The sequence below is a fragment of the Streptomyces sp. NPDC003697 genome, assembly GCF_053587115.1.
In genome coordinates, this window is sequence record NZ_JBSFNN010000050.1 from 1 (window position 1) to 26807 (window position 26807).

General features: G+C 75.3%; 24 protein-coding genes and 1 pseudogene. 14 read left to right on the forward strand and 11 right to left on the reverse strand.

The features are described from left to right. Nucleotides 1–418 precede the first annotated feature (418 nt). Complete coding sequence (locus tag ACWDNY_RS20065) at nt 419–1489, forward strand: zinc-dependent alcohol dehydrogenase family protein (protein WP_451647119.1); 1071 nt, start codon at nt 419–421, stop codon at nt 1487–1489. 138 nt (nt 1490–1627) lie between these two features. Then, nucleotides 1628–2068 (forward strand): pyridoxamine 5'-phosphate oxidase family protein, encoded by a 441-nt coding sequence (locus ACWDNY_RS20070; RefSeq protein WP_451647120.1) that lies wholly within the window; start codon nt 1628–1630, stop codon nt 2066–2068. 283 nt (nt 2069–2351) lie between these two features. Here the strand turns inward: ACWDNY_RS20070 and ACWDNY_RS20075 are convergent, their stop codons facing one another. Both ACWDNY_RS20075 and ACWDNY_RS20080 read right to left on the reverse strand, forming a co-directional pair. Then, nucleotides 2352–2807: a Crp/Fnr family transcriptional regulator gene (locus ACWDNY_RS20075; protein WP_451647121.1), complete on the reverse strand. Its 456-nt coding sequence runs from the start codon at nt 2805–2807 to the stop codon at nt 2352–2354. A gap of 509 nt (nt 2808–3316) precedes the next feature. Further along, the gene (locus ACWDNY_RS20080; protein ID WP_451647122.1) at nt 3317–3574 is read right to left on the reverse strand and encodes a DUF1876 domain-containing protein; all 258 of its coding nucleotides are present in this window, start codon (nt 3572–3574) and stop codon (nt 3317–3319) included. 216 nt (nt 3575–3790) lie between these two features. Between ACWDNY_RS20080 and ACWDNY_RS20085 the strand changes: the two genes are divergently transcribed. Beyond that, complete coding sequence (locus ACWDNY_RS20085) at nt 3791–4753, forward strand: Acg family FMN-binding oxidoreductase (RefSeq protein WP_451647123.1); 963 nt, start codon at nt 3791–3793, stop codon at nt 4751–4753. A 267-nt stretch (nt 4754–5020) separates the two neighbouring features. Further along, a complete protein-coding gene (locus ACWDNY_RS20090) occupies nt 5021–5905 on the forward strand; it encodes a universal stress protein (protein ID WP_451647124.1) in 885 nt (294 codons plus the stop codon). A gap of 299 nt (nt 5906–6204) precedes the next feature. On the opposite strand, the gene ACWDNY_RS20095 is transcribed toward ACWDNY_RS20090, so the two are convergent. Further along, nucleotides 6205–6852, reverse strand: coding sequence for a CBS domain-containing protein (locus ACWDNY_RS20095; RefSeq protein ID WP_451647125.1), 648 nt, complete (start codon nt 6850–6852; stop codon nt 6205–6207). A gap of 198 nt (nt 6853–7050) precedes the next feature. After that, nucleotides 7051–7245, reverse strand: a complete 195-nt coding sequence (locus tag ACWDNY_RS20100) for a hypothetical protein (RefSeq protein WP_451647126.1) — start codon at nt 7243–7245, stop codon at nt 7051–7053. A gap of 428 nt (nt 7246–7673) precedes the next feature. Between ACWDNY_RS20100 and ACWDNY_RS20105 the strand changes: the two genes are divergently transcribed. The 5 genes from ACWDNY_RS20105 (at nt 7674) to ACWDNY_RS20125 (ending at nt 12605) form a co-directional block, all read left to right on the forward strand. Beyond that, nucleotides 7674–8591, forward strand: a complete 918-nt coding sequence (locus ACWDNY_RS20105) for a universal stress protein (RefSeq protein ID WP_451647127.1) — start codon at nt 7674–7676, stop codon at nt 8589–8591. 18 nt (nt 8592–8609) lie between these two features. Further along, a complete protein-coding gene (locus ACWDNY_RS20110) occupies nt 8610–9530 on the forward strand; it encodes an amino acid kinase family protein (protein WP_451647128.1) in 921 nt (306 codons plus the stop codon). A 188-nt stretch (nt 9531–9718) separates the two neighbouring features. Further along, nucleotides 9719–10462, forward strand: coding sequence for an SOS response-associated peptidase (locus ACWDNY_RS20115; protein ID WP_451647129.1), 744 nt, complete (start codon nt 9719–9721; stop codon nt 10460–10462). Nucleotides 10463–10924: 462 nt separating this feature from the next. Then, on the forward strand, nt 10925–12082 hold the full coding sequence (locus tag ACWDNY_RS20120; RefSeq protein WP_451647130.1) for an AI-2E family transporter: 1158 nt from the start codon (nt 10925–10927) through the stop codon (nt 12080–12082). A gap of 115 nt (nt 12083–12197) precedes the next feature. Beyond that, a complete protein-coding gene (locus ACWDNY_RS20125; RefSeq protein WP_451647131.1) occupies nt 12198–12605 on the forward strand; it encodes an SRPBCC family protein in 408 nt (135 codons plus the stop codon). 193 nt (nt 12606–12798) lie between these two features. Here ACWDNY_RS20125 and ACWDNY_RS20130 read toward each other — a convergent pair whose 3' ends face one another. Next, nucleotides 12799–13248 carry a hypothetical protein gene (locus tag ACWDNY_RS20130; protein ID WP_451647132.1) on the reverse strand — a complete coding sequence of 150 codons (450 nt, stop codon included), beginning with the start codon at nt 13246–13248 and terminating at the stop codon, nt 12799–12801. Nucleotides 13249–14195: 947 nt separating this feature from the next. On the opposite strand from ACWDNY_RS20130, the gene ACWDNY_RS20135 reads away from it, so the two are divergent. Both ACWDNY_RS20135 and ACWDNY_RS20140 read left to right on the forward strand, forming a co-directional pair. Beyond that, nucleotides 14196–14483: a hypothetical protein gene (locus ACWDNY_RS20135; RefSeq protein ID WP_451647133.1), complete on the forward strand. Its 288-nt coding sequence runs from the start codon at nt 14196–14198 to the stop codon at nt 14481–14483. Continuing rightward, nucleotides 14480–14860 carry a hypothetical protein gene (locus ACWDNY_RS20140; RefSeq protein WP_451647134.1) on the forward strand — a complete coding sequence of 127 codons (381 nt, stop codon included), beginning with the start codon at nt 14480–14482 and terminating at the stop codon, nt 14858–14860. The genes ACWDNY_RS20135 and ACWDNY_RS20140 overlap by 4 nt, the downstream gene beginning before the upstream one ends. A gap of 130 nt (nt 14861–14990) precedes the next feature. On the opposite strand, the pseudogene ACWDNY_RS20145 reads toward ACWDNY_RS20140, so the two are convergent. The 6 genes and pseudogenes from ACWDNY_RS20145 to ACWDNY_RS20170 all read right to left on the reverse strand — a co-directional run. Next, a pseudogene (locus ACWDNY_RS20145) lies at nt 14991–15962 on the reverse strand (alpha/beta hydrolase family protein); the annotation flags it as partial. A gap of 2165 nt (nt 15963–18127) precedes the next feature. After that, nucleotides 18128–19912, reverse strand: a complete 1785-nt coding sequence (locus ACWDNY_RS20150; RefSeq protein ID WP_451647135.1) for an N-acetylglutaminylglutamine amidotransferase — start codon at nt 19910–19912, stop codon at nt 18128–18130. Nucleotides 19913–20240: 328 nt separating this feature from the next. Beyond that, a complete protein-coding gene (locus ACWDNY_RS20155; protein ID WP_451647136.1) occupies nt 20241–21407 on the reverse strand; it encodes a carboxylate-amine ligase in 1167 nt (388 codons plus the stop codon). A gap of 265 nt (nt 21408–21672) precedes the next feature. Beyond that, nucleotides 21673–22125, reverse strand: a complete 453-nt coding sequence (locus ACWDNY_RS20160; RefSeq protein ID WP_451647137.1) for a hypothetical protein — start codon at nt 22123–22125, stop codon at nt 21673–21675. A gap of 178 nt (nt 22126–22303) precedes the next feature. After that, nucleotides 22304–24028 (reverse strand): SpoIIE family protein phosphatase, encoded by a 1725-nt coding sequence (locus tag ACWDNY_RS20165; protein ID WP_451647138.1) that lies wholly within the window; start codon nt 24026–24028, stop codon nt 22304–22306. 318 nt (nt 24029–24346) lie between these two features. Next, a complete protein-coding gene (locus tag ACWDNY_RS20170) occupies nt 24347–24721 on the reverse strand; it encodes a VOC family protein (protein ID WP_451647139.1) in 375 nt (124 codons plus the stop codon). Nucleotides 24722–25083: 362 nt separating this feature from the next. Between ACWDNY_RS20170 and ACWDNY_RS20175 the strand changes: the two genes are divergently transcribed. From ACWDNY_RS20175 to ACWDNY_RS20185, 3 genes are all read left to right on the forward strand, one after another. Beyond that, on the forward strand, nt 25084–25503 hold the full coding sequence (locus ACWDNY_RS20175) for an STAS domain-containing protein (protein ID WP_451647140.1): 420 nt from the start codon (nt 25084–25086) through the stop codon (nt 25501–25503). Nucleotides 25504–26039: 536 nt separating this feature from the next. After that, nucleotides 26040–26333, forward strand: a complete 294-nt coding sequence (locus tag ACWDNY_RS20180; RefSeq protein WP_451647141.1) for a hypothetical protein — start codon at nt 26040–26042, stop codon at nt 26331–26333. A gap of 189 nt (nt 26334–26522) precedes the next feature. After that, nucleotides 26523–26741 carry a DUF1918 domain-containing protein gene (locus ACWDNY_RS20185; protein ID WP_451647142.1) on the forward strand — a complete coding sequence of 73 codons (219 nt, stop codon included), beginning with the start codon at nt 26523–26525 and terminating at the stop codon, nt 26739–26741. The last annotated feature ends 66 nt before the right edge of the window (nt 26742–26807 follow it).

Genomic DNA, 26807 nt, shown 5'->3' on the forward strand with positions numbered 1-26807 from the left:
GTGCCCGCCCGCAGCGGCCGGCGCGTCCACGCGGGGTGCGCTGCCGAGCCACCTCGTTCGCGCCGGTCCGAGGACGGGCACCCCCCGGCGCGCCCCCGCCCCACCCCGCACGCCGCGCGCACACCGGGCCGGAGGCGAGGCGGTCATCACCGGCACACGGAGGCGGACTCGCGTGCCGGCACAGCGAGGCGGACTCGCGTGCCGGCACACCGAGGCGGAACCGGGGATCGGGTGCGCTTTCCGCGGCGGGTGCCGGTGGTTCCGGGCGGCTGTCGGCCGGTGGGGCCGACCGGCCCAAGCGGACAGCCCGGGTGCCGGACAAGCTGGAGGGGCGGGGCAGTCCCGGCAGCCCGCTGGATTCCGGCTCGCGGCGCGCCGCGTCCGGAACCCGTCCGACCGCGAGAGGGTGAGGATCGGCATGAAGGGTTACGTCTTCCACGGCCCCGGACAGTCCGCTTGGGAGGACGTCCCCGACCCGGACGTCCAGGAGCCGACCGACGCGATCGTGCGCGTCGACGCCGTGACCATCTGCGGGACGGACCTGCACATCATCAAGGGCGACGTGCCCGAGGTGCCTCCCGGCACCGTGCTCGGACACGAGGCCGTCGGTGAGATCGTCGAGGTCGGCGGCGACGTGCGCACTGTGCAGCCGGGCGACCGCGTGCTGGTGTCGTGCATCACCGCCTGCGGAAGGTGCCGCTTCTGCCGCGAGGCGATGTACGGCCAGTGCCGCGGCGGGGGAGGCTGGATCATCGGTCACCTGATCGACGGCACCCAGGCCGAGTACGTCCGCGTCCCCTACGCCGACCTTTCCGTGCATCCGCTGCCCAGCGTCGTGACCCATGAGGACGGTGTGCTGCTGGCCGACATCTTTCCGACCGCGTACGAGGTGGGTGTCCTCAACGGGCACGTGCGTCCCGGCGACACCGTCGCCGTCGTCGGGGCCGGACCCGTCGGACTCGCCGCGATCGCCACCGCGCGGCTGTTCGCGCCCGAGCGGGTCGTCGCGGTGGATCTGGCCGCGCCGCGTCTGGAGGCCGCGCGGAAGCTCGGCGCCGAGGCCGTGGCCGACGCCCGGGAGGCTCCCGAGCAGCTGATCGCCGACCTCACCGGCGGACTCGGCGCGGACGTGGTCGTCGAGGCGGTCGGCGTGCCGGAGACCTTCGAGGTCTGCACGCGCATGGTCAGGCCCGGTGGGCACGTGGCCAACGTCGGCGTGCACGGCAAGCCCGCCACCCTCCGTCTGGAGGAGCTGTGGAGCAGGAACGTGACCATCACCACCGGCCTCGTCGACACCTACTCCACGCCCACCCTGCTGCGAATGGCGGCCGCCGGCCGGCTGCCCACCTCCCAGTTGGTCACCCACACCTTCCCGTTCCACCACATGGAGGAGGCGTACGACGTCTTCGCCAACGCCGCCGACACCGGGGCGCTCAAGGTCGTGCTCGGCGGGGAGCGGCACGACGTCGTCGCCGTGAACGAGGCCTGACGGGCCCGTCCGGACGGCGAGGGGAACCGGGCCGTTCTCCGGCACCGCCGGGACGGACGGCCCAAGCCCCGGGCCGGCCCGCCCAGCCAGGATGGACGCACGCTGTAGCGCCGTACCAGGCGAGAGACGAGCCGGCCGATGTATGCGAACGACGGATTCCGCGAGCTTGAGCGCCAGGAGTGCCTGCAACTGCTGGCCCAGGTGCCGGTGGGACGCATCGTCCACACCCGCCGGGCGCTGCCCGCCGTGCTGCCGGTCAACTTCTGCCTCGCCGACGACGGCGCGGTCCTGCTGTGCACCTCGGCCGCCTCCGAACTGGTCTCCGCGATCGACGGCGCGGTGGTCGCCTTCGAGGCCGACGAGGTCGACGCCGTCGCCCAGGCGGGCTGGAGTGTCGTCGTCACCGGCTCCGCCTCGGTGGTGGCCGATCCCGCGGAGCACGCACGCCTCGTCCGTGAGGGTCCCCGTTCCTGGGTGCCGTCACCGCGGGAGGTCTTCGTGCGCATCGAGCCGGAGCTCGTCACGGGCCGCGAACTCGTCGGCGGGCGCACCCTGTACGGCCTGGACCTGTCCCCCTGAGGCGTCGCGGGACGGCCGGTGCCCGGCCCCGGTGGCGGCGGGGCGGCCCACCGCCACCGGGCGCACACGTCACCGCAGCGGGACGCACTCGACGACGGGTCCCGGCCGACCGCCGGCCCGCGCTGCGGGCAACACCCCAACGGCATCCCGGGGGCTCCCTGCGGCCGGGCGGGACGAGGCGTTGCTCCGGCGGCGCGGTCCGCGCCGCCGTGCGCCGCGGCCGGGGCGCACGGCGTGCGGGTGAGGGTGGCTCGGATGCGCCGATCCCACGCGCCTTCCCCCGTCAACCGCCCCCGCTGCCGTAGGGGGCGTACAGGTCGAGCAGCCGGACGCGGGCCGCGTGCAGCCGGTGGGCGACCACCCGGCCGACCCAGACGGCGATGGCGCGGCCGAACTCCGCGTCCTGCTCGCACATCCTGAGCACGGTGTCCGCGTCGAACTCGTAGGCTCTGACCGGGCTAGTGGCCTCGGCGCCCAGCTGCCAGACGTAGGGCGGGAAGTGCCAGGACCAGCCGACCAGTTCGCCGTGGCCCAGGGACTCGATGAGGGCGGCGCGCCGGCCGGGGACGTGCAGGTCGAGCGCGACGGTCCCGGTCTTGATGATCCAGAACCGGTCGGCGCGGTGGCCCTCCTCGAAGATGCGGGTGCCCACGTCGAAGGAGATCTCGCGGGCGGTTCGCATCAGCTGTTCGCGCTGCTCGGCGGGGAGGGCGGCGGCCAGGGTAGTGGTGGAGGTCATTGCTCCGGTTCCTTTCCGTCCGCCGCCGCAGCCGGTCGGCGAGTACGCCGTACTCGTGGGGTGCCGTCGCCCTCCCGGCGGTGCCGGACGCCCCGGCACCGCCGCGTGAGGCTGTCGACCTCAGCCTGACCCCGGGTGGGGTGGGGTGCCACGGGCCGCCCGGTCCCGATCGCGGGTCCTTCGGCCCATGGGGCGCTGTGTGGGCGGCCCATGGGCCCGAAGGACCCGCGGGGCGCCACGGCGCCGGCCGGTGCGGAGGGGCGCGCAGCGCAACGCCGGTCATGGGCCGGAGGCGGCGGAGTACGGCGAGGAACCGGAGCGCCGACAGCGAGAAGGCGGGAAGGACCACCCGCTTCTCGCGGATCTTGATTGCGCGGTGCGCGGCTGCCGGCCGCTTCCCCGCGTCTGTCCGGTGTCCTTCCCGCCACTTCGAGCGCATCACACCGGCCGCACCGGCACAAGGGTCGAACGACCCTGGCGAGGGTGTCTCCCGCCGGAGGAGAACGGCGTCACACCTGTACGGGCCCGGCCATCTCGACGATGTCGTCGGCGGCCACGTCGTGCAGCCGGACGGCGAGGTCCTCCAGGGCCCGGCTCACGGCCAGTTCGTCGCCGATCTCGGGGATCGGCCGGTCGATCGGATTCCGGCGCGCCACGCCGCGGCCGGTCACGCCCGAGCTGTCGCGGGTGCTCAGCACGGCACGAGCGTGCGTGTCGTCACCGTCCTCCGTGATGTAGATCTGCACGGTCCACTGCTTGGCTTCCATGGTGATCACTTCCGTACGCGCTTGCCCTCCTTCCCACCCTGCGCGCGGAGCCCGGTGCCCGACCAGAGCCGAACGGCCCCTTTCCGTCTCCCGGATCCCCGCACTGCAAGGCCCCTCGGCCCGGGTGGGGGTCATGTGGCCCATGCCCGCACCGGTGGCGGCGGACGAGCATGAAGGGAGGCAGGCCCAGGAAGCTCCAGAAGGGCGGCACCGCTCATGTCCGTCGTCACCGCACCCCCCGGCCACGCCTCCACCTACCTGGCCCGCGCGGCCGTCACCGCGCCCTCGGCCCATGAGACCCCGGCCTGGGTCTTCGTCGCCGACGGCGACCGGGGTGTGGAGCTGCACGCGGACGCCGACCGCCGGCTGCTCGCCGGCCCCCACGGCCGGGACCTGGTCATCAGCTGCGGCGCCGCCCTGTTCAACGTCCGTCTCGCCATGCGCCATCTGGGGTTCAAGCCCGTCGAGCAGCCCTTCCCCGACCCGCGGGACCCGGCGTTCCTGGCGCGGGTCGCCTGGGGCGCCTACGCCCGCCCCACACCCGACGAGGAACGCATGTACGGTGCCCTGCGCCGGCGGCCGGCCGTGCGCGGGCCGTTCCTGCCGGATCCGCTGCCCACCGCCCTGGTGGGCGCGCTGCGGGAGCAGGCCCAGGACGAGGGCGCCGGCCTGCACCTCGTCGACGACAGCACGGGCCGCCGGGACCTGGCCGAGCTGGTCCGGGCGGGCGAGGACGCCCACCGCGCGGATCCCGAGCACACCGCCCGCCAGTCCCGGTGGACCTGGCGGCTCACCCGCACGCGGGGCGACGGCGTCCCCGCGGATGTCCCCCCGGACATGGGCCTTCTCCACCCCGACCGCACCGGCGCGGCGGAACGGGAGTACGCGGCCCTGACCCGCCTGTACCCCACGCCGCCGCGGCGGTGGCCCGCGCGCACCGGGCTGGTGGCCGTGCTCGGCACCGACCGGGACGATCCGCCGGCCTGGCTGCGGTCCGGGCAGGCCCTCGAGCGGGTGCTGCTGGCAGCGGCGGCGCAGGCCGTGACGGCCGCCTTCCACACCCAGCCCCTGGAACTGCCGCCGTTGCGGGACAGGATGAGGCAGACGCTCAGCGCCGGCGAGTACCCGCAGATGGTGCTCCGCCTCGGCTACGCGCCGGGCGGACGCGCCGTGTCCTAGACCCTGTCGTCGGACTCGCGTCGTCGCCCGAGGGGTGGACGCACGTCGGACGACAGTGCCGGGGGCCGGGCGGCTCAAGCCGGAGACGTGGTCCGGCACGCCCGTCCGCGACCGCCCAGCCCGCGGGCGGGGCTGCGCCGAGACGCCCGCCAGGGATGCCGCCGGGCGTCCGGAGAGGCGAGCGGCGGCTATCGGCCCGACGACCGGCCGGACCCTCTGATGCGGTCGCCGGCACGGCGACGGACGCTGGCTGGAGGAGGTGCCGTCATGGCGGAACCCGTGGTGGTCGGAGTGGACGGCTCGGCGTCGAGCCTGGAGGCGGTCGAGGTCGCGGCGCGGGAGGCCGGCCTGCGGGGCGTGGGACTGCGCATGGTGCATGCCTTCGGATGGCCGGGGCTGCACCTGCCGCCGGGCGGGCCTCCGTGGAATCCCGGCTCGGCGGGCGTGCGCGAACTGATCGACGGCACGCTGGCGGACGCCGAGCGGAGGGCCCGTGGCGCCGCACCCCACGTGGACCTGACGCGGGAGGTCACCGTGGGCGAGCCGCTCATGGTCCTGGAGATCGAGTCGCGCACCGCCTGCCTCGCGGTCGTCGGCAGCCGCGGCCTGAACGCCTTCGGCAGTCTGCTGCTCGGTTCCACCGCCGTGCACCTGGCGGCCCACGGCCACTGCCCGGTCCTGGTGGTGCGCGGCAGGCCGGATCCGGCGGGCCCCGTGCTGCTGGCGGTGGACGGCTCGACGGCGGCCGAGAGGGCCGTGGAGTTCGCCTTCGCCGAGGCGTCCCTGCGCGGCGCCGACCTGGTGGCCCTGCACGTGTGGAAGTCCTGGCCCGAGAGGGTCCCCGACGGTCTGGCCGACCCGTCCCTCGCCACCTACGACGAGAGCCGGCTCCGCGACGCGGAGGAGCGCCTGCTGGCGAAGGCGCTGGCCGGCCACCCGGATACCTGGGCGGACGTGACCGTGCACCGCCGGCTGGTCGGGGGCCGGGTGCGCGCCACGCTCGTCGACGCGAGCGCCGGCGCCCAATTGCTGGTGGTCGGCGCGCGCGGCCGGGGCGGCTTCACGGGCATGCTGCTGGGATCGGTGAGCCAGGCGGTCCTCCACCACGCGCGGTGCCCCGTCGCCGTGGCCCGCTCCGGTGGGACGACGTGACACGGACAGGCCGTGCCGCCTTCTCGGGGAGCCGAGGGGCCGCGGCCCGCGCAGCGTCCGGGCCGTGCGGTGCCACAACGCCGCGGAGACCGGCGACGGCCGAACCGGCGTGTCGACGGCACGCATCACCCGCTCAGCAGGCGTCACCGCCGTTCCGCGCGGGCTCCGCTCCGTGGCCCGGGCCCGCCCGTCCGCGAGACGGCTCCGCGGGCGGGATCGCGCTCCCGCACACCGTCGCGGCGACGACCACCGGCCACGCTCCGTGCCACCGGGACCGCGCCGGCCGTCCGACGGTGGTGTCACCGCCTGCCCGGCGCCCCGGGCATCGCGTGCGGCTCGCAGTCGTCGACCTGGAAGGCGAGGTCGTTGATCACGCCGATGACGCCGTCCACCCGCCACGCTGAGCGGACCGCCAGGGGAACGTCGCTGCGCAACCGCACACGCCCGTCCAGCCGGACCACCCCGTCCCGGACGGAGACGCCGACGGCCTCCTGCGGCAGCCCGAGCTCGCGGGCCACCACCTCGTCGGTCACCTGGCGGCGGATGTCGTCGTCCGCGCGCAGGAACACCCGCAGCAGGTCACGGCGAGTGGCGATGCCGATGAGGCGGTCCTCCTCGTCGACCACGGGCAGCCGCTCGATCCCGTGACGCTCCATCAACCGCGCAGCGTCCGGAATACTCTGTTCCGGATGCACTGTCACCGCGGGCGTCGACATCACGTCTCCCGCGACGACCGCGCGGTCGGGACCTCCGCCGTCCCGGGCCGCCTGCTCGCGCACCAGGTCGGTCCCGGAGACGACGCCGATCACCCTGTCGTCGCGGTCGATCACCGGAAGACCCCCGATGTGGTGCTGGTCCAGCAACCGGACCACCTCCTTGAACGGCGTTGTCCGGCGGGCGTGGACCACCTCACGGGTCATCACTTCGCCGACCGTCTGCGATGTCACGGCACTTCTCCTTGAGCGAAAAGGCGGGGAGGGACCCGTCCCCTCCCCGCCACGTCCGATGCCCGGCGCGGACGCCTCAGCGCTGTGGACCGCCGCGCCACGGCGGTGGCCGGGGCCGTCCTGCGAGCCGTGCCCGCGGGCGGCCCGCCCGGTCCGGGCGCGCAGTCGGTCGGCCGGCTCCCGTGGCTCCCGTGGGGATCACCGAACGGGCGTGCACGACCACATGGCCGCCGTCCAGCCGGACCCCGGCCCGAGCGGATCGGCCCGCCCGGCGCGGGGAGCCGGCGCCCTGGCGACCCGCGCCGCGCCGCCGACGGGCGGCAGACCGTCCACGCCGTCCTCGGTCCGCGCACGCAGGGCGACGTCCCCGGTGCCGAAGTCTCCGGCGGACATGTGCTCCACTCCCTTCGGCAGTCGTCCGTGGGTTTCAGCCTCCGGTCCGCGCCGCCGCGGTACCAGGGCCGCCGGGCCCCGGGACCGGGGCCCGGACGCCGGACCGGTCCGCTGACCTCTCGTCCGTTCCACCCTCCGGCCGCCGGGGCCGCCGGGGGGAGGTCCCGCCGGTCCCGGGCAGGGGGCCGGTCGGCCCCGGCCGCGCCCGGCCCGGCGGGGCCGATGGCCTCCGCCGGGCCGGGACGGCGCGGCGGACCCGGTTCCCCCGCGCGCCGGTGACGCCGGTGTCCGGAGGGTGCGCCCGGTCCACGGAGCCGGGCACCCCGGTGGGGCCGAAGGGACCGAGGCGGGGCCGTGCGGCCCATGGGCGCGCGTCCCGCCCGGCAGGAGGCTCGAAGCAGCAGGAGGACCAGCGGGAGGGACGTGCCATGCCTCGGACTGTCGCCGTGGGAGTCGACGGATCTCCCGAGAGTCTGGCGGCCGCGCACTGGGCGGCCCAGGAGGCGCTGCGCCGGGGCGCCGGGCTCGACATCGTGCACGCATGGCGCAGGCCCGCCGGTCCGGCGCCGTACGTGGTCTGGGACACCACCGACCAGGACTGGGCCGAACTGATCCTGCGACAGGCCGTCGACAGCGTCGGCGCCGCGCACCCCACACTGGCGGTCGGCGGCCGCCTGATCGAGGACACTCCGGTCGCGGCCCTGCTCGCCGCCGTCGCGGACGCGGAGCTGCTGGTCGTGGGCTCGCTCGGGCTCGGCACGGTGACCGGGTTCGTGACCGGATCCGTGTCCCAGCGGGTGGTGGCGAGGTCGTCGCGTCCCGTGGTGCTGGTGCGCGCGGGGCAGAGCGCCGCCGACGAGCACCTGCCCGCCGTGGACGGGGTCGCGCCCGACGAGATCCCCGAGACCCCCTACCGTGCCGTCGTCCTCGGCCTGGACGTCGAGCAGCCTCACGACGAGCTGATCGAGTTCGCCTTCGACGCGGCCCGGCGGCGCGGCACCGACCTGCGCGTCGTGCACGCCGGCAAGGCTCCGCGAGAGCCCGGCACCCACGCCGGCCCGGCCCCGGACCCGCAGGCCCCGCCGGGTGCCGAAGCGTTCGCGGAGCGCGAGAAGGAACTGGCCGCGACGCTGCGTCCCTGGGGCGAGAAGTACCCCGAGGTCCCGGTGACCCGGACGGTGACGGCGGGGCGGCCCGCCGCGGAGGTCGTCCACGCCGCGAGCGCCGCGGGACTCGTGGTGGTCGGGCGCCGGGCCGCCGGCCGCCTCGGGGCGCACCTGGGGCCGGTCGTCCACGCCGTCCTCCACCACGCCGGCTGCCCCGTCGCCGTCGTCCCGCACCCCTGACAGGACGGGGACCGTGCCATGCGGATCGTGATCGCCCTCGGCGGCAACGCCCTGCTCCTGCGGGGCGACCGCCCCGACGCCGCCGTCCAGCGGGCGAACGTCGTCCGGGTGGCCACCGCGATCGCGCCCCTGGCCCACGACCACGACCTCGTGATCACCCACGGCAACGGCCCGCAGGTCGACCTGCTCGCCGAGGAGACCACGACGGACCCCGAGCTCACTGCGCCCTACCCGCTGGACCTGCTCACCGCCCAGACCCAGGGCATGATCGGCTCCCTGCTGGCGCGCGCCATGCGGGACGCCCTGCCGGGCCGCCGCGTCGCCGCCCTGGTCACCCATGTCCTGGTCCGCGCCGACGACCCGGCGTTCGGCCGGCCCACCACGCCCGTCGGCCCCGCCTACCCGCGGCAGCTGGCACAGGCGTTCGCCCGCCGGCGCGGCTGGCACATCGCCGACGACGGCCACGGCGGCTGGCGGCGCGTGGTGCCCGCACCGTCCCCCCTACGGATCGTGGAGACCGAGACGGTCCAGGAGCTGCTGGGCAGCGGCACCGTCGTCGTCTGCTCGGGCGGCGGAGGCGTGCCCGTCGTCGCGGAGAAGGGCCTGCTGAGCGCCGCGGAGGGGCTCGTCGACAAGGACCTGGCCGCCGCCCGGCTCGCCCAGGACGTCGGGGCCGGCTTCCTGCTCGTCCTCACGGACGTGCCGAACGTCTACGACGACTACGGCACCCACCGCCAGCGGCCCGTGCTGGACGCCACCCCCGGCGAGCTGCGGGCCGGCCGCTATGCCGCGGACTCCATGGGACCGAAGGCCGAGGCGGCCGCCCGCTTCGTCGAGGGCACCGGCGCGCCGGCCGCCATCGGCGCCCTGGACGCGGCCTACGAGATCGTCCACGGCAGGTCGGGCACGCTGGTCCGCCCCGGCCTGGCCGTGGGCTGAGGCGCCGGCCGGATCGGCCGGGGGAGTGGGCGGCCCGCCGGAAGAGCCCGGCGAACCGGCGGCGGGCGGTCGGCGTCCACGGCCTGACCGCCCACACGGCGACCGTCCACCCATGGCCCGGCCACGCACCGACCGGCACAGCGCGGGCGCGCGGGGGCGGCGGCGTCCGCCCGTGGCACCCTGGCAGGATGTGCGGTCGCTATGTCTCCACCCGTCGTCCCGACGACCTGGTCCAGCATTTCGGCGTCAGTGAATGGCACCCCGAGGAGAAGCTGGAGCCGAGCTGGAACGTCGCCCCCACCGACGACGTCTACGCCGTCCTCGAACGGACCCCGCGCGGGGGCGGCGACGACGCGCCCGCGCGCCGGCAGCTGCGGCCGGTGCGCTGGGGGCTGGTGCCGTCCTGGGCCAAGGACGTCAGGATCGGCAGCCGGCTGATCAACGCCAGGGTGGAGACCCTGCACGAGAAGCCGGCCTTCCGCCGCGCCTTCGCCGGACGCCGCTGCCTGCTGCCGGCCGACGGCTTCTACGAGTGGCAGCAGACCAGGGCCGAGAGCACGGGAAGGGCCCGCAAGCAGCCCTACTTCATCCACCCCGAGGACGACGGGGTGATGGCGCTCGCCGGGCTGTACGAGTACTGGCGCGACCCGGAGACCGCCCGGGACGACGATCCCGCCGCCTGGCTGACCACCTGCACGATCATCACCACCGAGGCCACCGACGCGGCCGGCCGTGTCCATCCCCGCATGCCGCTCGCCCTGAGCCCGGACCGCTACGACGCCTGGCTCGACCCGCACCACGAGGACCCCGCCGCGCTGCGGGCGCTGCTGACACAGCCGGCGGACGGGCACCTGGACGCCCGGCCCGTCTCACCGGCCGTCAACAACGTCCGCAACAACGGGCCGCAGCTCCTGGACGAGGTGACGCCGTGAGGCCGGGCAGCCGGCCCACGGACGCGGCACCGGGTGACGGCGCCCGGGCCGCAACCGTCCGGTGCCCGCCGCCGCCCGCCCTCGCCGGGCGCGTTGCGTCCCGCCCCGACCCCCGTGCGCTTACCGTGCTCTAGGGCCTGTCTGACCGTTCGCGTCGTCGCCCGCAACGCGGCGGACGGGAATGGTCTGACAGGCCCCAGAGCTGTGACCGGAAGGGTTCGCCGGGAAGCTCGCGACATCCGGTGCTGGCTGGGTCCCCACGCCGTTCGGGCCGCGGGGCGTGGGTACCTCCCACGCCGTTCGGGCTGTGGGGGAGTCGCACGGCGGAGCGTCGCCCGCGTACGGGAAGTACTCGGACGATCCGGCAACGCGGCGAGGTGCCGTGCCGGGCGTCGCGACCCGGTGGACCTCTCCGGTCACAGCACGGGACGGGCAGTCACCGGAGCGAGGTCGGGAGGCGTGGTGGCGGATGCGGGCGGGCGGGGCCGTCGGCGCCGGGCGGGCGGCGCGGTCCTGGGCAGCCGGCCGGCGCGCTCCGTCCGGTTCCCGCCGCGCGTCCGCTCCCGCCCGGTGGCCCCGCAGGCCGAGGACACGGTGACGTGGCTGCGCGTCGCCGCCGCCTACGCCTGGCGCCTCATCGCCGTGGGCGTCGCCGTCTACGGCGTCTTCACCGTCCTCGGCCGATTCCACCTGGTCGCCGTGTCCCTGTTCGCCGCGCTCGTCATCACGTCGGTGCTGCGTCCCCTGGCCGACCTGCTGAACCGCGCCCTGCCGCGACCGCTCGCGATCGCCGTCGCCCTCGTCGGCAGCATGCTGGTCCTGTTCGCCCTGCTCGCCCTCGTCGGCCACGCGGTGGCGGGGGAGTGGGCACGGCTGACCGGTGAGTTCCGCGGCGGCGTCCACCGGATCGAGGCCTGGCTGGAGCGCCCGCCGTTCCGGCTGCGTCCCGGCACCCTCTCCGACCTCCAGCAGCGGATCCTCGACTACGTCTCCTCCCACCGGGCCGGCCTGCTGAGCAGCGCCGTCAGCGGCCTCGGCACGGTGGTCGAAGTGGTCACCGGCGGCGCACTGGCACTCTTCGCCTCCGTGTTCTTCATCCATTCCGGGGAGGTCCAGTGGCGCTGGGCGCGCGACCAGTTGCTGCCCGGCGGGGCACGTCCGATGTGGGACCGCGCGGGACGGGCGGCCTGGAGCGCGTTCGCCGGGTACACGCGCGGCATCATCATCGTGGCAGCCACGAACGCCGTGCTGGTCGGCGTCACCCTGCTGGTGCTGAGGGTGCCGCTGGCGCTGCCGCTCGCCCTGCTGGAGTTCTTCGCCGCGTTCGTCCCGCTGGTGGGCTCGCCGATCGCGCTCGGCGTCGCCACGGTGGTCGCCCTCGCCGGCCGGGGCCCCCTGGTGGCCGCCGCCGTCCTGGTGCTCATCGTCGTCATCGGCCAGCTGGAGGGGCACGTCCTGCACCCCCTGGTCCTCAGCTGGGCCGTCCGCCTCCACCCGCTCGTCGTCGCCGTCTCCGTCATCGGGGGCAGCATCGTCGCGGGGGTGATCGGCGCGGTCGTCGCCGTCCCGTTCGTCTCCGTGGCCTGGGCGGTGCTGGGGTCGGTACGCACCCCGGCGTGACGGACCGCGGGGACGGGGATTACGTCTCGCGCTGTCCCGGACGGGGGCTTTTCGGCCCCGGCGAAATGGGGCACGCGTCCGTCGTACGACCCCCGAGCGGAGGAACGGAGCCGTAATGGCCGAGTACGAGCGTTCACGCACGATGTCCGCCCAGCCGGAGCGGATCTTCGACCAGGCCGCCGACGTCGGCCGCCTGGACTCCTGGCTGCCGCACGATATTCACGTGCGCGCCGAGGATCCCCCCGCCGTCACCGTTCACGAGGGCCGGACCGGCCAGGACACCCCCGCCCTGTTGCGCGCCGAGCCCGACCAGATGCGGATCGAGTGGGGCACGCGCGAACACGGCGGTTACGCCGGCTGGCTCCAGGTCGCGGGCATCGGCAGCGGCGCCAGCGAGGTGACCGTCCACCTGTCGTTCTTCGACAACCGCCACGATCCGGGTGAGCAGGCCGCAGCCGACGCCCTCGAGGCCGGCCTGCGGCGCCTGGAGCAGCAGGTGCGTTCCGGCAATCCGGCTGACTGACGGACGCCAGGCGCTGCGGGCGAGGTGCGAGGTGACGGCCCGGCAGTCCGCGGGGCCGTCACGGTCCTTGCCCAATTGCCGGATTCAGCAGTTCCGCGGCCGGGTCGGCGCCGACAGGTCCCGTCCGGGGCTGCGGCACGCGAGGCGGTGTGAGGCCCCGTGACGAGGTCTCACACCGCTCGTGGTTCAAGGGTCAGTAACCGCCGCCGTAGCCGCCGTATCCGCCGCCACCGTGGTCGCCGCCGCCGTATCCGCCGCCGTGGTCGCCGTAGCCGCCGCCGTAGCCGCCGCCGTGGTCGCCGTAGCCGCCTCCGTAACCGCCGCCGTGGTCGCCTCCGTAGCCGCCATAGCCGCCATAGCCTCCGTGGCCGCCGTAGCCTCCGTGGCCGCCGTAGCCGCCATAGCCATGGTCGTAGCCCCAGCCGTCGCCGCCCCAGCGCCAGCCATAGCCGCCGCCCCAGCCGTCGCAGTCGTCGTCACCCCACCAGCCGTTACCCCAGTGGTCGCAGTGACGGTTGTAGTTGTGGGAGGTGCTCTGCGGGGCCGCGGAAGCGGTTCCCGCCGCGCCGATGGCGGCGCCGCCGGCCAGCATGACGCCGGCTGCGGAGACCGCAAAAAGACGCTTCACGCGCTGTGCTCGCATGGATCTACCTTTCTTTTCCATCGTCTCGCGCAGTCGCATGGGCGCGAGAGTGATGGCCGCCGCCGCCGGGAGATGTGTGTGCGGCGCGGTCTCAGGCGTCGCCGCTGGATGTGCGAGGCACGTCCCGCCCTGTGGCACCGCGATGCCGGCCGCGTCAGGTTGCGCAGCCGTCCCCACGGCACGGGCCCCGCCACGGGGCCTCGCCGGAACGGGAACGTACCCCGTATTGCGGCTGTCACTTGTAAACGCTAGTCGCCAAAGCGCCAGTCGGCATCTTGAACGAGCAACCCGAACGGAGGACACCGTCCCCTACGGAACGGGCCCGCCCGACGGCAGAGCACGTGTGGCCGATGTCTGGGCGGCGCAAGGGCGTTCGGCGCCCGCCGGCGACTCGGCGCCCGGTCCGTCGCACGGTCATGCACCGCGCTCGTCCAGATGGTCCGCGCGGCCGCCTCAGGGCACCCGCCGTCGATCCGCCGGAGCCCGGGCAGACGCGATGTTCAGGCGAACGGGTCATGACTGTCCGGCGAATCAGGCCGGAGAGAACCGGCGACACGGCGCGGCCCGGGTGAGGGGGCCGGTGCGTACGGCGGCACGGCGCGGCAAGGCGTCCACGCGGAGCGTCGGCAAGCGTCGGCGACAGCGCGGCAGGTGTGCGTGCCGGACGCCGCCGCGACGCCGGGGTGATCCGAACGACGACCGGGTCCGCCGGATCCGGGCGGACCGGGCGGCGCGGACCGCGCGTCCGGTACGGCGCTCGGCCGCCACGCTGGGGGCACCGCGGAGCCGCACGCTCGGCACCGGGGCGACCACGGGGTGTGGTCCGGCGCGACGGGACGGCCGACACGGACGTCCGCACGCCGTGATGTCCGTGCGCACCTGCCCTGAATGCGGAACCTTTGGAGCATTGCCCGACTTCCTGGATCTTTCATCGAGAGGGGTCACCGATGGCTGTGCAGGGCGAGCCGACGAGCTGGGGGCCGACCGCCGAACGCCATGGCGGGGGACGGTCCTCGGCCGTGCAGGGCCGGGGCACGCCGACGGCTGCGGGATGCGGCCGTGAGGCCCCGCTCGCCTCGGTGCCCGTCCTGCCGCCCCTCCCCGTGCCGGCGGCCGCGTCGGCGGCGCCCGTGTTCGATCTCCACCGTCCGGAGACCTCCTGGCCGGACCGGAAGCAGGACACCGGCCGGCGCCACGCCCTCGACGCCGCGGGACACGAAGGCAGCCGGTCATGACCGGCCCGGGCCGCGACCTCCCGCCCGCCGAGCAGCCCGCCCGGCTCGTGAACGAGGTGGAGGGCTACCTGCTCGCGCAGGCGGAACGTGACCGGGCGCGGCGTGAGGCGGCCGCCCTCTGCGCGCGCCTGCCCTGGCTGACCGGGGCGCAGGCCGACGACGTCACCCACCACTACGTGCGGCAGCGACTGGACATCACCCGCCAGACGCTGCGTACGATCGCCGACCGCGCCGAGCAGCTGCGGCACGAGTACGAGACGCGGTACGCCGCACTGCGCCGGGAACTGCTGAGACGTCATGCGGCCTTCGCGTGCGCCCTGCTGGCCGGTGCGGGAACTCTCGTCACGGTGCTGTGCGCACTGACCCGGGACAGCTAGGGCCTCTGGTCTGGATCACGCCGGGCTCGCCGGCCTGATCCAAACGACAGATCCTGGGAGACGCGCCGCACGCGGGCCGGCCGGCGGGGACGTGCCCCTGCCGGCCGGCGTGGGGCGCGCCGGTCGCGGGTCAGCCGGCCAGGTGCTGTTCGATCCAGTCGGCCACCCTCCGGCGGAACAGGCGGCGGGTGTCGGCACGCCGGAAGTAGTGGCCCTCCTCGCGCAGGACGAACAGTTCCGCCTCCAGGCCCCGCTCCCTGGCCGCCCGGACGAACTGCTCGGACTCGCCGGGCGGCACGTTCGTGTCGTGTTCACCGTGTACCGCCAGCACCGGGACGCGCAGCGCGTCGACCCGGCTCATGGGTGACAGCGCGTGCAGCAGCTCCCGGTCGCGGACCGGGTGCCCGTACTTGTGCGCGGCCGACTCGGCGATCCACGGCTCGGTGCCGGCGAAGAAGGACGCGAAGTCCGACATTCCGCAGACCGGGACACCGGTGCGGAACAGCTCCGGGTGCCGGACCAGCGACGCCATCACCAGGTAACCGCCGTACGAGTGTCCGAGGACGGCCAGCCGTCGCGGGTCGGCCAGGCCCGCGATCACCACGTGGGCCGCGCAGTCGGCCACGTCCTGGATGGCGGCGAACCGGCCCGCGCCCAGGTCCGCGTCCACGAACGAACGGCCGTAGCCGGACGAGCCGCGCACGTCGGGGGCGAACACGTCCAGCCCGCGGCCCAGCAGCTCGTGGAAGAGCGGTTGGAACACCGGGCGTTCCTGGTCCTCCGGCCCACCGTGCAGGTACAGCACGCAGGGCGCCGGCGCGCCCGCCGGGCGGCCCGGCGCCCGGTAGTACCAGCCGCCCAGGGGAAGCCCGTCGCGGGCGACGGGACGCAGGGGCACCGGGCGCACGGGCCGGTGCCCGGTGAGAGCCACGGCCTCGTCGCCGGAGGACCAGGGGGTGCGCAGGGAAGTCCCCTGCGGAAGCCACCACACGCCGGGACGGCGCTGCGAGCCGGACAGCGCCACGACGGGAGCGTCCGGGTCCGAGCCGACCGCCACCCTCGTGACGACCTCGTGCGGCAGCGGCACGCCACGGGGCGGCCCGACCGCCACCTCCGGCGGCACGCCGTCCGTGACACGCGGCGGCCGGGCGGCATCCTCCGCGTGGGCGGGGCCTGGCGACTCGACGGCGTCCTCGGCCCGGGTGCCGGCCGACGGCCTCACCGCGCCCTCCCGCGCGGCGGGGCGATCCGGCGCGGCGGTGTCCGGGCCGGCAGGCGGTGCCGGCGCACCGGAGGAGTACGCCGGACCGGCGACCTCCGCCGCGCCGGGTTCCGTCGCCTCGGCAGTACGTGCCCCGGCGGCGGCATGTGTTGCGTCGACAGGGCGTGGCACGGCGGCCGCATCCGTCGCACCGGCAGAATGTGCCCCGGCGGCGGGCCCCGTCGCGCCGGCGGGAGGCGCCACGGCCGCGTCCGGCGTCTCGGCCGGAGGCGCCACCGCGGCGTCCGCCGTCTCGGCGGGAACTGCCACAACCGCAGCGTCCGCTGCTGCGGCAGGAGGTGCCGAGGAGGCGACGCCCGCCGTCCCGGCACCAGGTGCCCACGCCGCGGTGTCCCCGGCATCGGTGGGACTCTCCCGCGCGGAGCTGTACGTGGCCCGGCCGCCGGAAGCGCCGCGCTGGGTCAGCGCGGCAACCTCCAGCTCGCTGACCCCGCGTACGTTCCACGACAGCACGGCACCGCGGCCGTTGCGGTCCAGGGCCAGCAGCTCCAGGTCGCAGTCGTCGCGGTGGGCGGCGACCGCGAGACCGAGCATCTCCCCGCGCGCGTCGAGCCGCGCCGCGTACAGCGCGGCGTACTCCCGCTCGTGGTCGCTGCGCAGCCACAGGGTACGGCCGTCCGGCGAGAAGCCCCCGATCCAGGGGTCCCCGTCGGCGACCCGCAGCGCGCAGGTCACCCGCAGGTCCGGGACGCGCACGACGAGGGCCTCGCGGCGCCCCCGCGGGCCCCGGCGCACCAGGGCGAAGCGGCCGTCCCGGCTCAGGTCGCAGACGCGCAGGGTCGCGCCCCCGCGCTCGCTGGCGATCAGGACGGGCGCGGCCACGCCGTCCGGATCGACGAGGTAGGCCGACAGCGTCTTCGGCGCGGGTTCGCCCGAGCGGTCCCGCGCGGCGCGCGGAGCGGCCGCTGACGGTCCGACCCGCGCGGTACGGGGGGCCCGGGGACCGCCGCCGGCGGCGCCGGGGACCGAGGGCGCGCCGAGGGCGGCACCGTACGGTGGCCGCAGCCGTTGCGAGGGTGTCCCGCGGGCGGGGGCCGCCGCGCTGTGCAGGGTGGTCCCCAGGCTCCGGGCGCTGTACCGGCCGCCCGGCCGGTACAGCGCCGCCACGTCCAGGCCGGCGGACGCGGCATCCTCCGGCCCGGGGTGCGGGACGGCTTCGGCCACCGTGACCGCGACCGCCGAACCGTCGTGCTGCCAGCAGCCCAGATAGGCGGAACTGTCAGGGGCGCCGCCCGCCAGGATCCGCCGCCCCGTGCCGTCCGGACGCACGCAGAGCACCCGGGTGTGCTCACCGCCGCCCGGCGCGGTGGTGTACGCGATCCAGCGGCCGTCGGGCGACCAGGACACCTCGGTCACGGGGTGCGGACCGGCGTCCAGGAGATGGGCCTCGTCACCGTCGACCGGCGCGGCCCACAGCTGCGGGACGCCGGTCCGGTCGCAGATGAACGCTACGTACCGGCCGCCGGGGTCGACGGAGGGGTACCAGCAGCCGTGGGCCGGCAGCAGCGGCGGCATGTCGTGGGGCGCGGCGGTGTCCGGCAGCGGCGTGGGCGTGGGCGCGGGCCGTGGCCCGGCCTGGGGCGTGCCGTCGGGCAGCTCCGTGGCCCGGACAGCCCGCGTCCGGGCCGGCCTGCCCGGCGGCGCCGTGCCGGCACCCGCCCGGCCCTGGCCTGCCGGCGCCTCGGTCCGCGTACGCCCGGGCTCTTTGGTGCCCGCCGGGCCGGCGCCGAACGCCGGGTCCCACGGGGTGGCCGGCCGCCGCGGGCCGGCCGGCCGCACGGAGTGGATCTGGCGCCCGTCCGGACGGTCCGGGCGCACCGGGCGGCCCGTCCGTGCCGCGTGGGCCGCGGGGCCGTTGTCCGCCGAGTGGTCCGCGGGGTCCGTCCGCGCCGGGTGCTCGCCCCACGGCGGACGGTCCGCGGGACCCGGCCGCCCGGGGTTCTCCGGGCGGCCGCGTCCCGCCTGGTCGGATGCCGAGGCCCCGGTCAGCGGATTCCGTGCGTCTGCAGCCATATCTCCAGCAGGGCGACCTGCCACAGGGCGTTCGCCCCCCTCTTGGTGCGGTGTGCGTTCGGCTCCGCCAGCAGCTCGGCCACGTGATCCTGGCGGAAGAGACCGCGGGACACGGCTTCCGGGGCGGTGAGGGCCTCGCGGACCCGGTGCAGCACCGGTCCGGCCATGTGCTTGATCGCCGGGACCGGGAAGTATCCCTTGGGCCGGTCGACGACGTCCCGCGGCAGCACCTTGCGTCCGGCGGCCTTCAGGATGCCCTTGCCGCCGTCCGCGAGCTTCAGCTCCGGCGGGCAGGCGGCCGCCAGCTCCACCAGCTCGTGGTCGAGGAAGGGCACCCGGGCCTCGAGGCCCCAGTCCATCGTCATGTTGTCGACGCGTTTGACCGGGTCGTCGATCATCATCACGTGCGTGTCCAGTCGCAGGTCGGCGTCCAGGGCCGTCTGCGCCCCCGGCACCGCCATGTGCGCGCGCACGTAGTCGCCGGAGAGGTCGCGCTCGGGCAGCAGGCCCGGTTCGAGGATGCGGGCCAGGTCCTCGTGCCGCCGGTCGAAGTAGGTCTCGATGTACGCCTCGGCCGCGCGGGGCCGGGGCACGCCCGCCATGTCCGGGTACCAGTGGTAGCCCGCGAACACCTCGTCGGCGCCCTGGCCGCTCTGGACGACCTTGACCTCCTTGGCCACCTGCTCGGACAGCAGGTGGAAGGCGACCACGTCGTGACTGATCATGGGCTCGCTCATGGCGAGCACCGCCCCGTCCAGGGCCTGCGAGACCCGGTCGGAGGGGACCATCAGCTGGTGGTGGTCGGTGCCGAAGTGCCGGGCGACCAGGTCGGAGTAGTGGAACTCGTCGCCCTCCTCGCCCCCTTCGGACTCGAAGCCGACGCTGAACGTGGCCAGGTCGCTCTGCCCCTCGCCGGCCAGGAGGGCCACGATCAGACTGGAGTCCAGGCCGCCCGACAGCAGCACGCCCACCGGCACGTCGGCCACCATCCGGCGGCGCACGGCGGTGCGCAGTGCCTGGAGCACCGCGTCCGTCCAGTCCTCCGCGGTGAGGGCGGCGTACTCGGGCCGCCGCGTGTAGGAGGGCTGCCAGTAGCAGTGGTCCTCGTGGGTGCCGTCCGTCTCCATCACTCGGACGGTCGCCGGCGGCAGCTTGCGTACGCCGTTCAGCACGGTGTGCGGCGCGGCCACGGTGGCGTGCCAGCTGAAGTACTGGTGAAGGCCGACGGGGTCGAGGGTGGTGTCGACGTCGCCGGCCGCCAGCAGCGCCGGCAGCGACGAGGCGAAGCGCAGCCGCCCCGGTGTCTCGGCCAGGTACAGCGGCTTGATCCCGAGGCGGTCGCGGGCCAGGACCACCCGGCCGGTGTCCTGCTCGAAGACCACGAACGCGAACATGCCGTGGAGCCGCTCGACGCAGGAGGTGCCCCACTCCTGGTACGCCTTCAGCACCACCTCGGTGTCGGAGTCCGAGAAGAACCGGTGGCCCAGACCCGCCAGTTCGTCGCGCAGTTCACGGTAGTTGTAGACGCAGCCGTTGAACACGCCGACGATGCGGGCGTGCGGGTCGGCCATCGGCTGGGCGCCGCTCTCCGACAGGTCGATGATCTTCAGCCGGCGGTGTCCGAGGGCGACCGGCCCCTGGGACCACACCCCGCGGCCGTCGGGGCCGCGGGGTGCGAGCCGGTCGGTCATGCGCTCGACCGCCGCCAGGTCGGGTTTGCGGCCGTCGAAGCGGATCTCGCCGCTGAGCCCGCACATCAGGCGTTCCCCCCTTCCGCGATCTCCTCGCGCCCGGCCGGCGGCGACGCGCCGGCGCGCCTCGGTCGACTGCCGCCGCGGAGGCCCGCTCCCGCGGCGGCGGCGTGCGGAGCGGCGTCGGTGGGGGGAGTGGGGACGTGTGACATGACGGTGACAGCTCTCCTTGGTGACGAGGGCCGGTGCCGTGGCGGCACCCGCCGGGGTGGCCGTGGCCGGTCCGGTAGTCCCGGGAACGGCGTCCGGCCGGCCACAGCGCGTGCCGGACAGCCGGGGCCGCGTGGGGGCGCCGGGCTCCGGGAACTCGGCGCGCGACATGGGGGATCCGGGCTCAGGCGCCCGCGCCGGCGACGGGGCTGGGACGGCGGGCCGGACGCGGCCCGGACGCCGTCGCGGTGGCGGTACGCGGGGCCGCCTCGCCGCGGGTCTCGGCGACCATGAGGTCGACGCTCGCGAGCAGGTCCTCCGCGTCGGCCGCGCGCCGCAGCCGGTGTGCGGCGCTGCCGGTGGCGAGCACCTCCGCCAGCAGTTCGTGGACGATGTCCCAGTCGCCGGTCGCCTCCAGTGCCGGGCGGAGCCGCGCCAGCATCCCGTGCAGGGCCACGCGGGCCGGGACGGCGCGCCGGGTGACCGGATCGACCAGGGGCCCTTCGAGGCCGGAGCGGGCCGCGCGCCATGTGGCGGCACGCAGCCAGCCGTGACGGCCGTCGCAGACGGGGCCGTCCTCGCGGGCCAGCCGCTCGCAGGCGTCGTGGACCAGGGCGCGGAAGAGCCCGGCGACGAGTACCACCGTCTCCACCCGCGGGCACGCGTCGCAGATCCGCAGTTCCAGGGTGCGCTGGTGCGCCGAGGGCCGTACGTCGTGGTACACCATGCCGGCGTCGCTGATGACGCCCGAGCGGATCAGCTCCTCCAGCTCGGCGTCGTACTCGGCGGCGCCGGAGTAGCAGCCCGCCGGGCCGGAGGTGGGCCAGCGCTGCCACAGCATGGTCCGCCAGCTGGCGTACCCGGTGTCCGTGCCGAGCCAGAACGGCGAGCTGGCGGACAGCGCCAGCAGCGGGGGCAGCCAGGGCGAGACCAGGCACATGGCGCGCACGGCGGTGTCCCGGTCGGGGACGTCGACGTGCACCTGCGCGCTGCAGATCAGTTGTTCGTCCGCTATCCGGCGGTACTCGTCGACCATGCGCCGGTAGCGGGCGTCCTCGGTGACCTCCCTGGAGGTCACGCGGGCCAGCGGGACGGTACCGGCCGCCACCACCGCGAGCCCGAGCGAGGACGCCGCGGCGTCCAGCCTCCGGCGGGCTCCGGCCAGGTCCGCGTACAGGTCGTCGAGGGTGGTGTGCACCCGGCTGTTGCTCTCCACGACGGACTGCTGCAGCTCCGCGGTGAACCCTTCGCCGTCCAGCCGGTCGAGCAGGGCGCGGGCCCGTGGGACCAGCCGGCCGCTCTCGACGTCCAGCACGTGGAACTCTTCCTCTGCCCCGATGCGCAACGTCAACGTTCTCCCCTTGCGTACTGATCCGGCCGGCCTACGCGTCCGGCCTCCCGGTCCTCTCGGGTCCGGACCTTCCGAGTGCCCCGACCGGCGCGGCGGCAAGCGTGCCTGCGCATCTGATGCCATATAGCTCTCAGATGAGCACAGAACGTGTCGGGTGGCCTCTGTGCGCGGCCGGGCCGTCGACGACGGAAGGAGGCCGACGGAGGAAGACGGTCGACGAAGGAAGGACGACGGAGGAAGGGAAGGGCCTCGGACGTCTGCGGCGTCAGCGCAGCGCCCGGTACACCGAGGCGGTGGTGAAGCCGTAGACGAGGTGGGGGACCACGTCGGACACCCAGGACGTCGCGTCCCACGAGGAGGGGTCGGTCACCCGCAGCGCGGTGGCGGGGACGTCGCTGCCGGCCATGGCCGCCGCCCCGAGCAGCGGGCCGGCCACCCAGACCGGCAGGGGCCCGCCCCGCTGCCGCAGCAGGCCGTACGCCGCTCCGACGCCGAGGCCGTTGAGGTACCCGAGAAATGCGCCCGCGGCCTCCGCGCGGTGGGACCGGGTCTCGTCCTCGCCGAGCCCGACGCCGGCCAGGTCGGCGAGCCGTTCCGCGACCTGCGCGGGCACTCCGCTGGATCCGCGTCCGCGCACCAGCATGTCGCCGTACGTGGTGAGGTCCAGCGCGAGGGTCCCCACCGCTCCGGCCAGCAGGCCCTTGGTCACTGCGTGCATCCGAGGTGCTCCCTTCCGCGTCACGTACCCGCCCCCTGCGGACGGCTCCCGGGTTCCCCGCGGGCCGGCCGGCGAAAAGTGCGCGATCACCGCGCGTGAGCGGAAGCGACCCAGGAGCGGGCGGGCGTGCCCGTGTGGGCGGGAAGGGGCGGGCGGGCCCCCGCGTGAGCGAGCGGCCTCAGGGGAGGGTGGGCGTACGCAGGGCGAGGATCGCGACGTCGTCGTCGTTGTCGTCGGGACGGACCCGGGCGAGCAGCGCGTCGGTGAAGGACTCCAGCGGACGGTGGGCGAGGGCGGCGGCGTGCCGGCGCAGCCGGTCGAGACCCTCGTCGATGGAGTGCCGGGGGGACTCGACCAGGCCGTCGGTGTACAGCACGAGAGTGGCGCCGGGCGGCAGTACCGTGGACGCGTCCTCGCGGGAGCGCCGGGTCCGGGTGCCCAGCAGGATGCCGTGTCCCTCGGTGAGGTAGCGGGTCACGCCGTCGTGGGTGACCAGCAGCGGCGGCGGGTGCCCCGCGTTGGTCCACGACATCCTCCACAGCCCGTCGTCGCCGGTGGTCATCCGGGCCAGGACCACGGTGGCCATGGACACCTCGCTGATGTGCTCCGTGGCCTGGTCGAGCCACTCGACGATCTTGCTCGGCGGACGCTTCTCCGACCACGCGTAGGCGCGCAGCATGTTGCGCAGCTGCGCCATGCCGGCGGCGGCGTCCAGGTCATGCCCGACGACGTCGCCGATGGCGAGCGCCATGGCGCCGTCCGAGAGGGAGAACGCGTCGTACCAGTCCCCGCCCACCTTCGAGGCGTCCGGCGCCGAAACGTACCGGGCGGTCATCTCCAGCCGCGGCACGCGGGGCAGCTGGGGCAGCAGGTGCCGTTGCATGGTCTCGGCGACCTTGCGCTGGCGCTGGTAGAGCCGGGCGTTGCCGAGCGCCAGGCCGGCCCGGCGCGTGATGTCCTCCAGCAGCGCCAGGTCGGTGACGGCGAACGCCGGGCGCCCCGCGCCACGGCCCAGGGTCAGTGCGCCCAGGACCTCCCGCAGGGTGCGGATCGGCGCGATCGCCGCCGACCGGATGCCCGTCACCTCGAACAAGCGCCGCTGCTCGACCGCGATGCCGGAATCGGGCTCGCGCCGGTAGGCCTCCGGACCCGTGAGCGTGGACGCCACCCCTCGCAGCGCCCGCGACAGAGGCATCGGCGACTGCTCGGGCACGGGCGGCATCGGTCCCTGGAGATCCTCCCGGGTCACCAGGTCGCCGTTGGTCGCCTGCACCACCAGGGAGCGCCGCACCTCGTCACCTTCGGTGATCAGGTCGACGATCGCCCAGTCCGCCAGCCGGGGCAGCACCAGGCGCACCAGGCGGCGCAGTGCCTCGTCGACGTCCAGCGTGGACGCCAGACGCGTGGTTGTCTCCGCGAGCAGCGCGAGGCGTTCCAGCTCGGAGAGCGACCCCGGCGCGCCGTCCTCCTGCGGCGCGCCGAGCGGCCCGGCCTCGTCGAGGGAATGGAAGAGCACCAGGGTGCAGGAGGGCCGGTCCGCGACCCGGTACGGGGTCTGCAGCCACGCCACCCGGAGCAGCGAGCCGTCTCCGCGCTCCAGCCACTGCTCCCCGGTCTCCGCCGGGCGCCGCGCCAGGAGGGCGTGCCGCATCTCGCACTGCGTCCTCAACACGTGCTCGCCGTGGCGGGTGCGGTGCAGCAGTTCGTGCGCGTCCTGCCCGAGGAGTCCCTCCAGCGGGTAGCCCAGCAGGCGCTGCGCCCGGGCGTTCGCGGCCGCGATGCGCCCGTCCTCGTCCACCACGTACGCGCCGGTACCGATGGCATCCAGGGACTCGCAGAGCACGCGCTCCGTGTCGACCTGGGACGGCCGGTCCAAGGCATCGTGAGCCTCCGGGCTCTGCACGTCCTGCCTCCTCGTCCGCGACGGGCGCTGGTTCCGGCCGGTACCGGAACGCTCCGCCGCACTCGGCACACCAGTGAGGTGCGTCTGTCTCGAAGTGTCCCCCACACGACCGGTTCCTCGCACCGTCGCTTGGGCGCGCCGTACCCCGCTGCCGTGTCCGCCGCCTGCGGAACCGAGTGCCCGGACCACGGCCGGCCGGATTCCCCGGGGCCGGTTCCACCCGGTGGCAGGCCGCCGGTGGCGCCGGCCACGGCCCAGCGACCCCGCGCTCCGCCCGGCCGGGCACCGCCTTCCGGGCGCCCGGCAGGGCGTCCCCGGCTACAGGTACGGCCGGGTGATCAGCTCGATCGCGTGACCGGCGGGGTCCTTGAAGTACACCCCCCGGCCGCCGTGCTCGTCGTTGGTCTCGCCCGGGCGCCGCATCTGCGGATCGGCCCAGTGCTCGACACCGCGCTCGCACAGCCGCCGGTACGCCCGCTCGAACAGGTCGTCGTCGACCAGGAACGCGTAGTGCTGCATCTGGATCTCCACCGGAGGCTCGGCGAACTGGAGCAGGACGCCGTCGGAGAGCTGGATGTTGGTGAAGGGGCCCCAGGACGGTGCTGCGGGCAGTTCCAGGAGTTCGCGGAAGAAGCGGGCCGACTCCTCGCGGTCCTGCGCGGCGATGATGGTGTGGTTGAACGTGACTGTCATACGGCTGACCTCGCTCTGTGGTCCGGCACGGAAAGGGGACTCGTGGTGCGCGAGCGTGAGGAGGTCCCCGTGCCGGACCGAGGGGGTGCACTGGGCACCCCCGCCGTGCGGTCAGCCCTCCACCGGATCGCCGATCCGTGTGTGGCGTGGCGCCGGTCCGGTGTTCATGTCGGGTGACCCTACGCGATGGGCCCGGCCGGGACAACGGGCGGCGCGGATGCCGCTCGGACGCGGGGAAGCGGTCGATCGGGACGGGCCTGCTCCCCGTCGGCGCACCCTCCCTTGGCCGGGCCGGATACCTGACATAGAATTCGTGTATCCCACAGCATGTTGCGGTGGCGAGGGACCGGAGAGGAGGACGGGTGTCCTGGGGAAAGGCCGCGATGCCGAAGGGCTCCGCGTGCAAGGCTTCGGCGCGGGCCCGGCAGGCCGCTGTGGCGGACGGGACCGCGGGGCTGCCCTATCCGCTGACGCTCGGCTGCCGGCCGGACGGCGACAGGATGGTGGTGACGATCCGCGGGGAGGCCGACCGGGACGCCGCGGACGTCCTCGGACGCACCCTGGACGACGCGCTGCGCCGTGCCGGTAAAGGGGTCGACCTCGACCTCCGCGACGTGGCCTTCTGGGACTGCTCCAGCCTCAACGTCCTGCTCGAACTGCGCCGGCGGGCGCTGCGGTCCGGCAAGGACGTCGCCATCCGGGCCGCTCATCCCACCGTCGGCCGGGTCCTGGAACTGACCGGCACGACCGACCTGTTCGTCCCCTCGGCCGCGCGGGGCTGAGGTGCCACGAGGGCGGCCAGGGGCCTCCCACCGGGGGTGACCGGACCCGGCGAGGGCCGGCCGGCGGAGCCTGCGGCAGGCTCGGGTCGGCCTCCGCGTCACCGTGGGCCGGCAGTGACGTCACGACGAACTCCCCGCGCCCGTTCCTCGCCCTTCTCCGCTTCATCGCGACCCGCGAACCCGGCGGGCGCCCGCTCCCTCCCTGCCCTCCGCCGCCCGGCCGGTGCGTTCCCTCCCATCCCCGCCTGCCCGAAGCCATCTCGACCTGGACCGGTCGGCCCGCCGGGCCGGGGCCGCTGGGCCCAGGCGCGGCACGGTCCGCTGGTGCACGATCGAAGGGAGACCGTCAGCGGGTCAGGCCGGCCGTGCCGCCGAGCGGAGGAGGCGAAGCGTCACCGGCGGGCCGGGAGCGCCGGCGGTGCCGGTCGCGGGGCAGGGGCGCCGAGCCCCGAGCCGCCTCCGGTACGCGGACCGCACCCGCGGGGAGCAGCGCGCGGCCAGTGCGGGACGCCGCGCCCGGAGAGGAACGGTGAGGCATGACCTGGGCATCATGGACGACGACGGGGGTGTTCGCCGGGCGCGGGGGCGTCCGGACGGACGAGGCCGGGATCCTGACCGGCGACCTGACCGTCCACACCACCTGGCACGGCACCCAGGCGGATGTGACGGTCCAGTACAGCGGCACGTCACAGTGGTTCACCCTCACCGGAAGTCCGGTCCAGTGCCTGTCCGAGGGAGACAGCCGCGACCTGCACCAGGTGGTGGTGGAAGCCGTACGGGCGGGCGGTGGCGCCGGGGTCCCCGAGCTGTACGGGTGGAGCCGCCGGTGACCCCAGGCCGGGCCCGGCCTGACCGGAACGAGAGGAGCCCCCCGGGCGCCGGCCTGCCGGGACCCGGGGGAGACAACCGAGAAAACCGGAAGACAGATCGCCCGTCGTCCCGCGGCACGCGCACACCGCCGTGCCGGCAGGGAACACACCGGGACGGGGTGGTCGGAGCGATGTGAGGAGTGAGCGGGCATGCAGGTACACGTGGGCGACGTCCTGCGGTTCACCGGCAGGACCGTGGGAACGCCGGAGCACCATGCCACGGTCGTCGAGGTGCTCGGCCTGAACGGGGAGCCCCCGTACCGGGTGCGGTACGAGGACGGCCACGAGACGGAGATCTACCCGGGCCCCGGATGCCTGGTCGAGAACCGCCCCGACCACACGGTGGGGGCGCCGCGGCCGCAGCGGTGACACCGGCCGCCGAGACGGCGGGGCGGGCGTCGTGCCGCCGCCTCGGCCTCCGGCTCACACGACAGC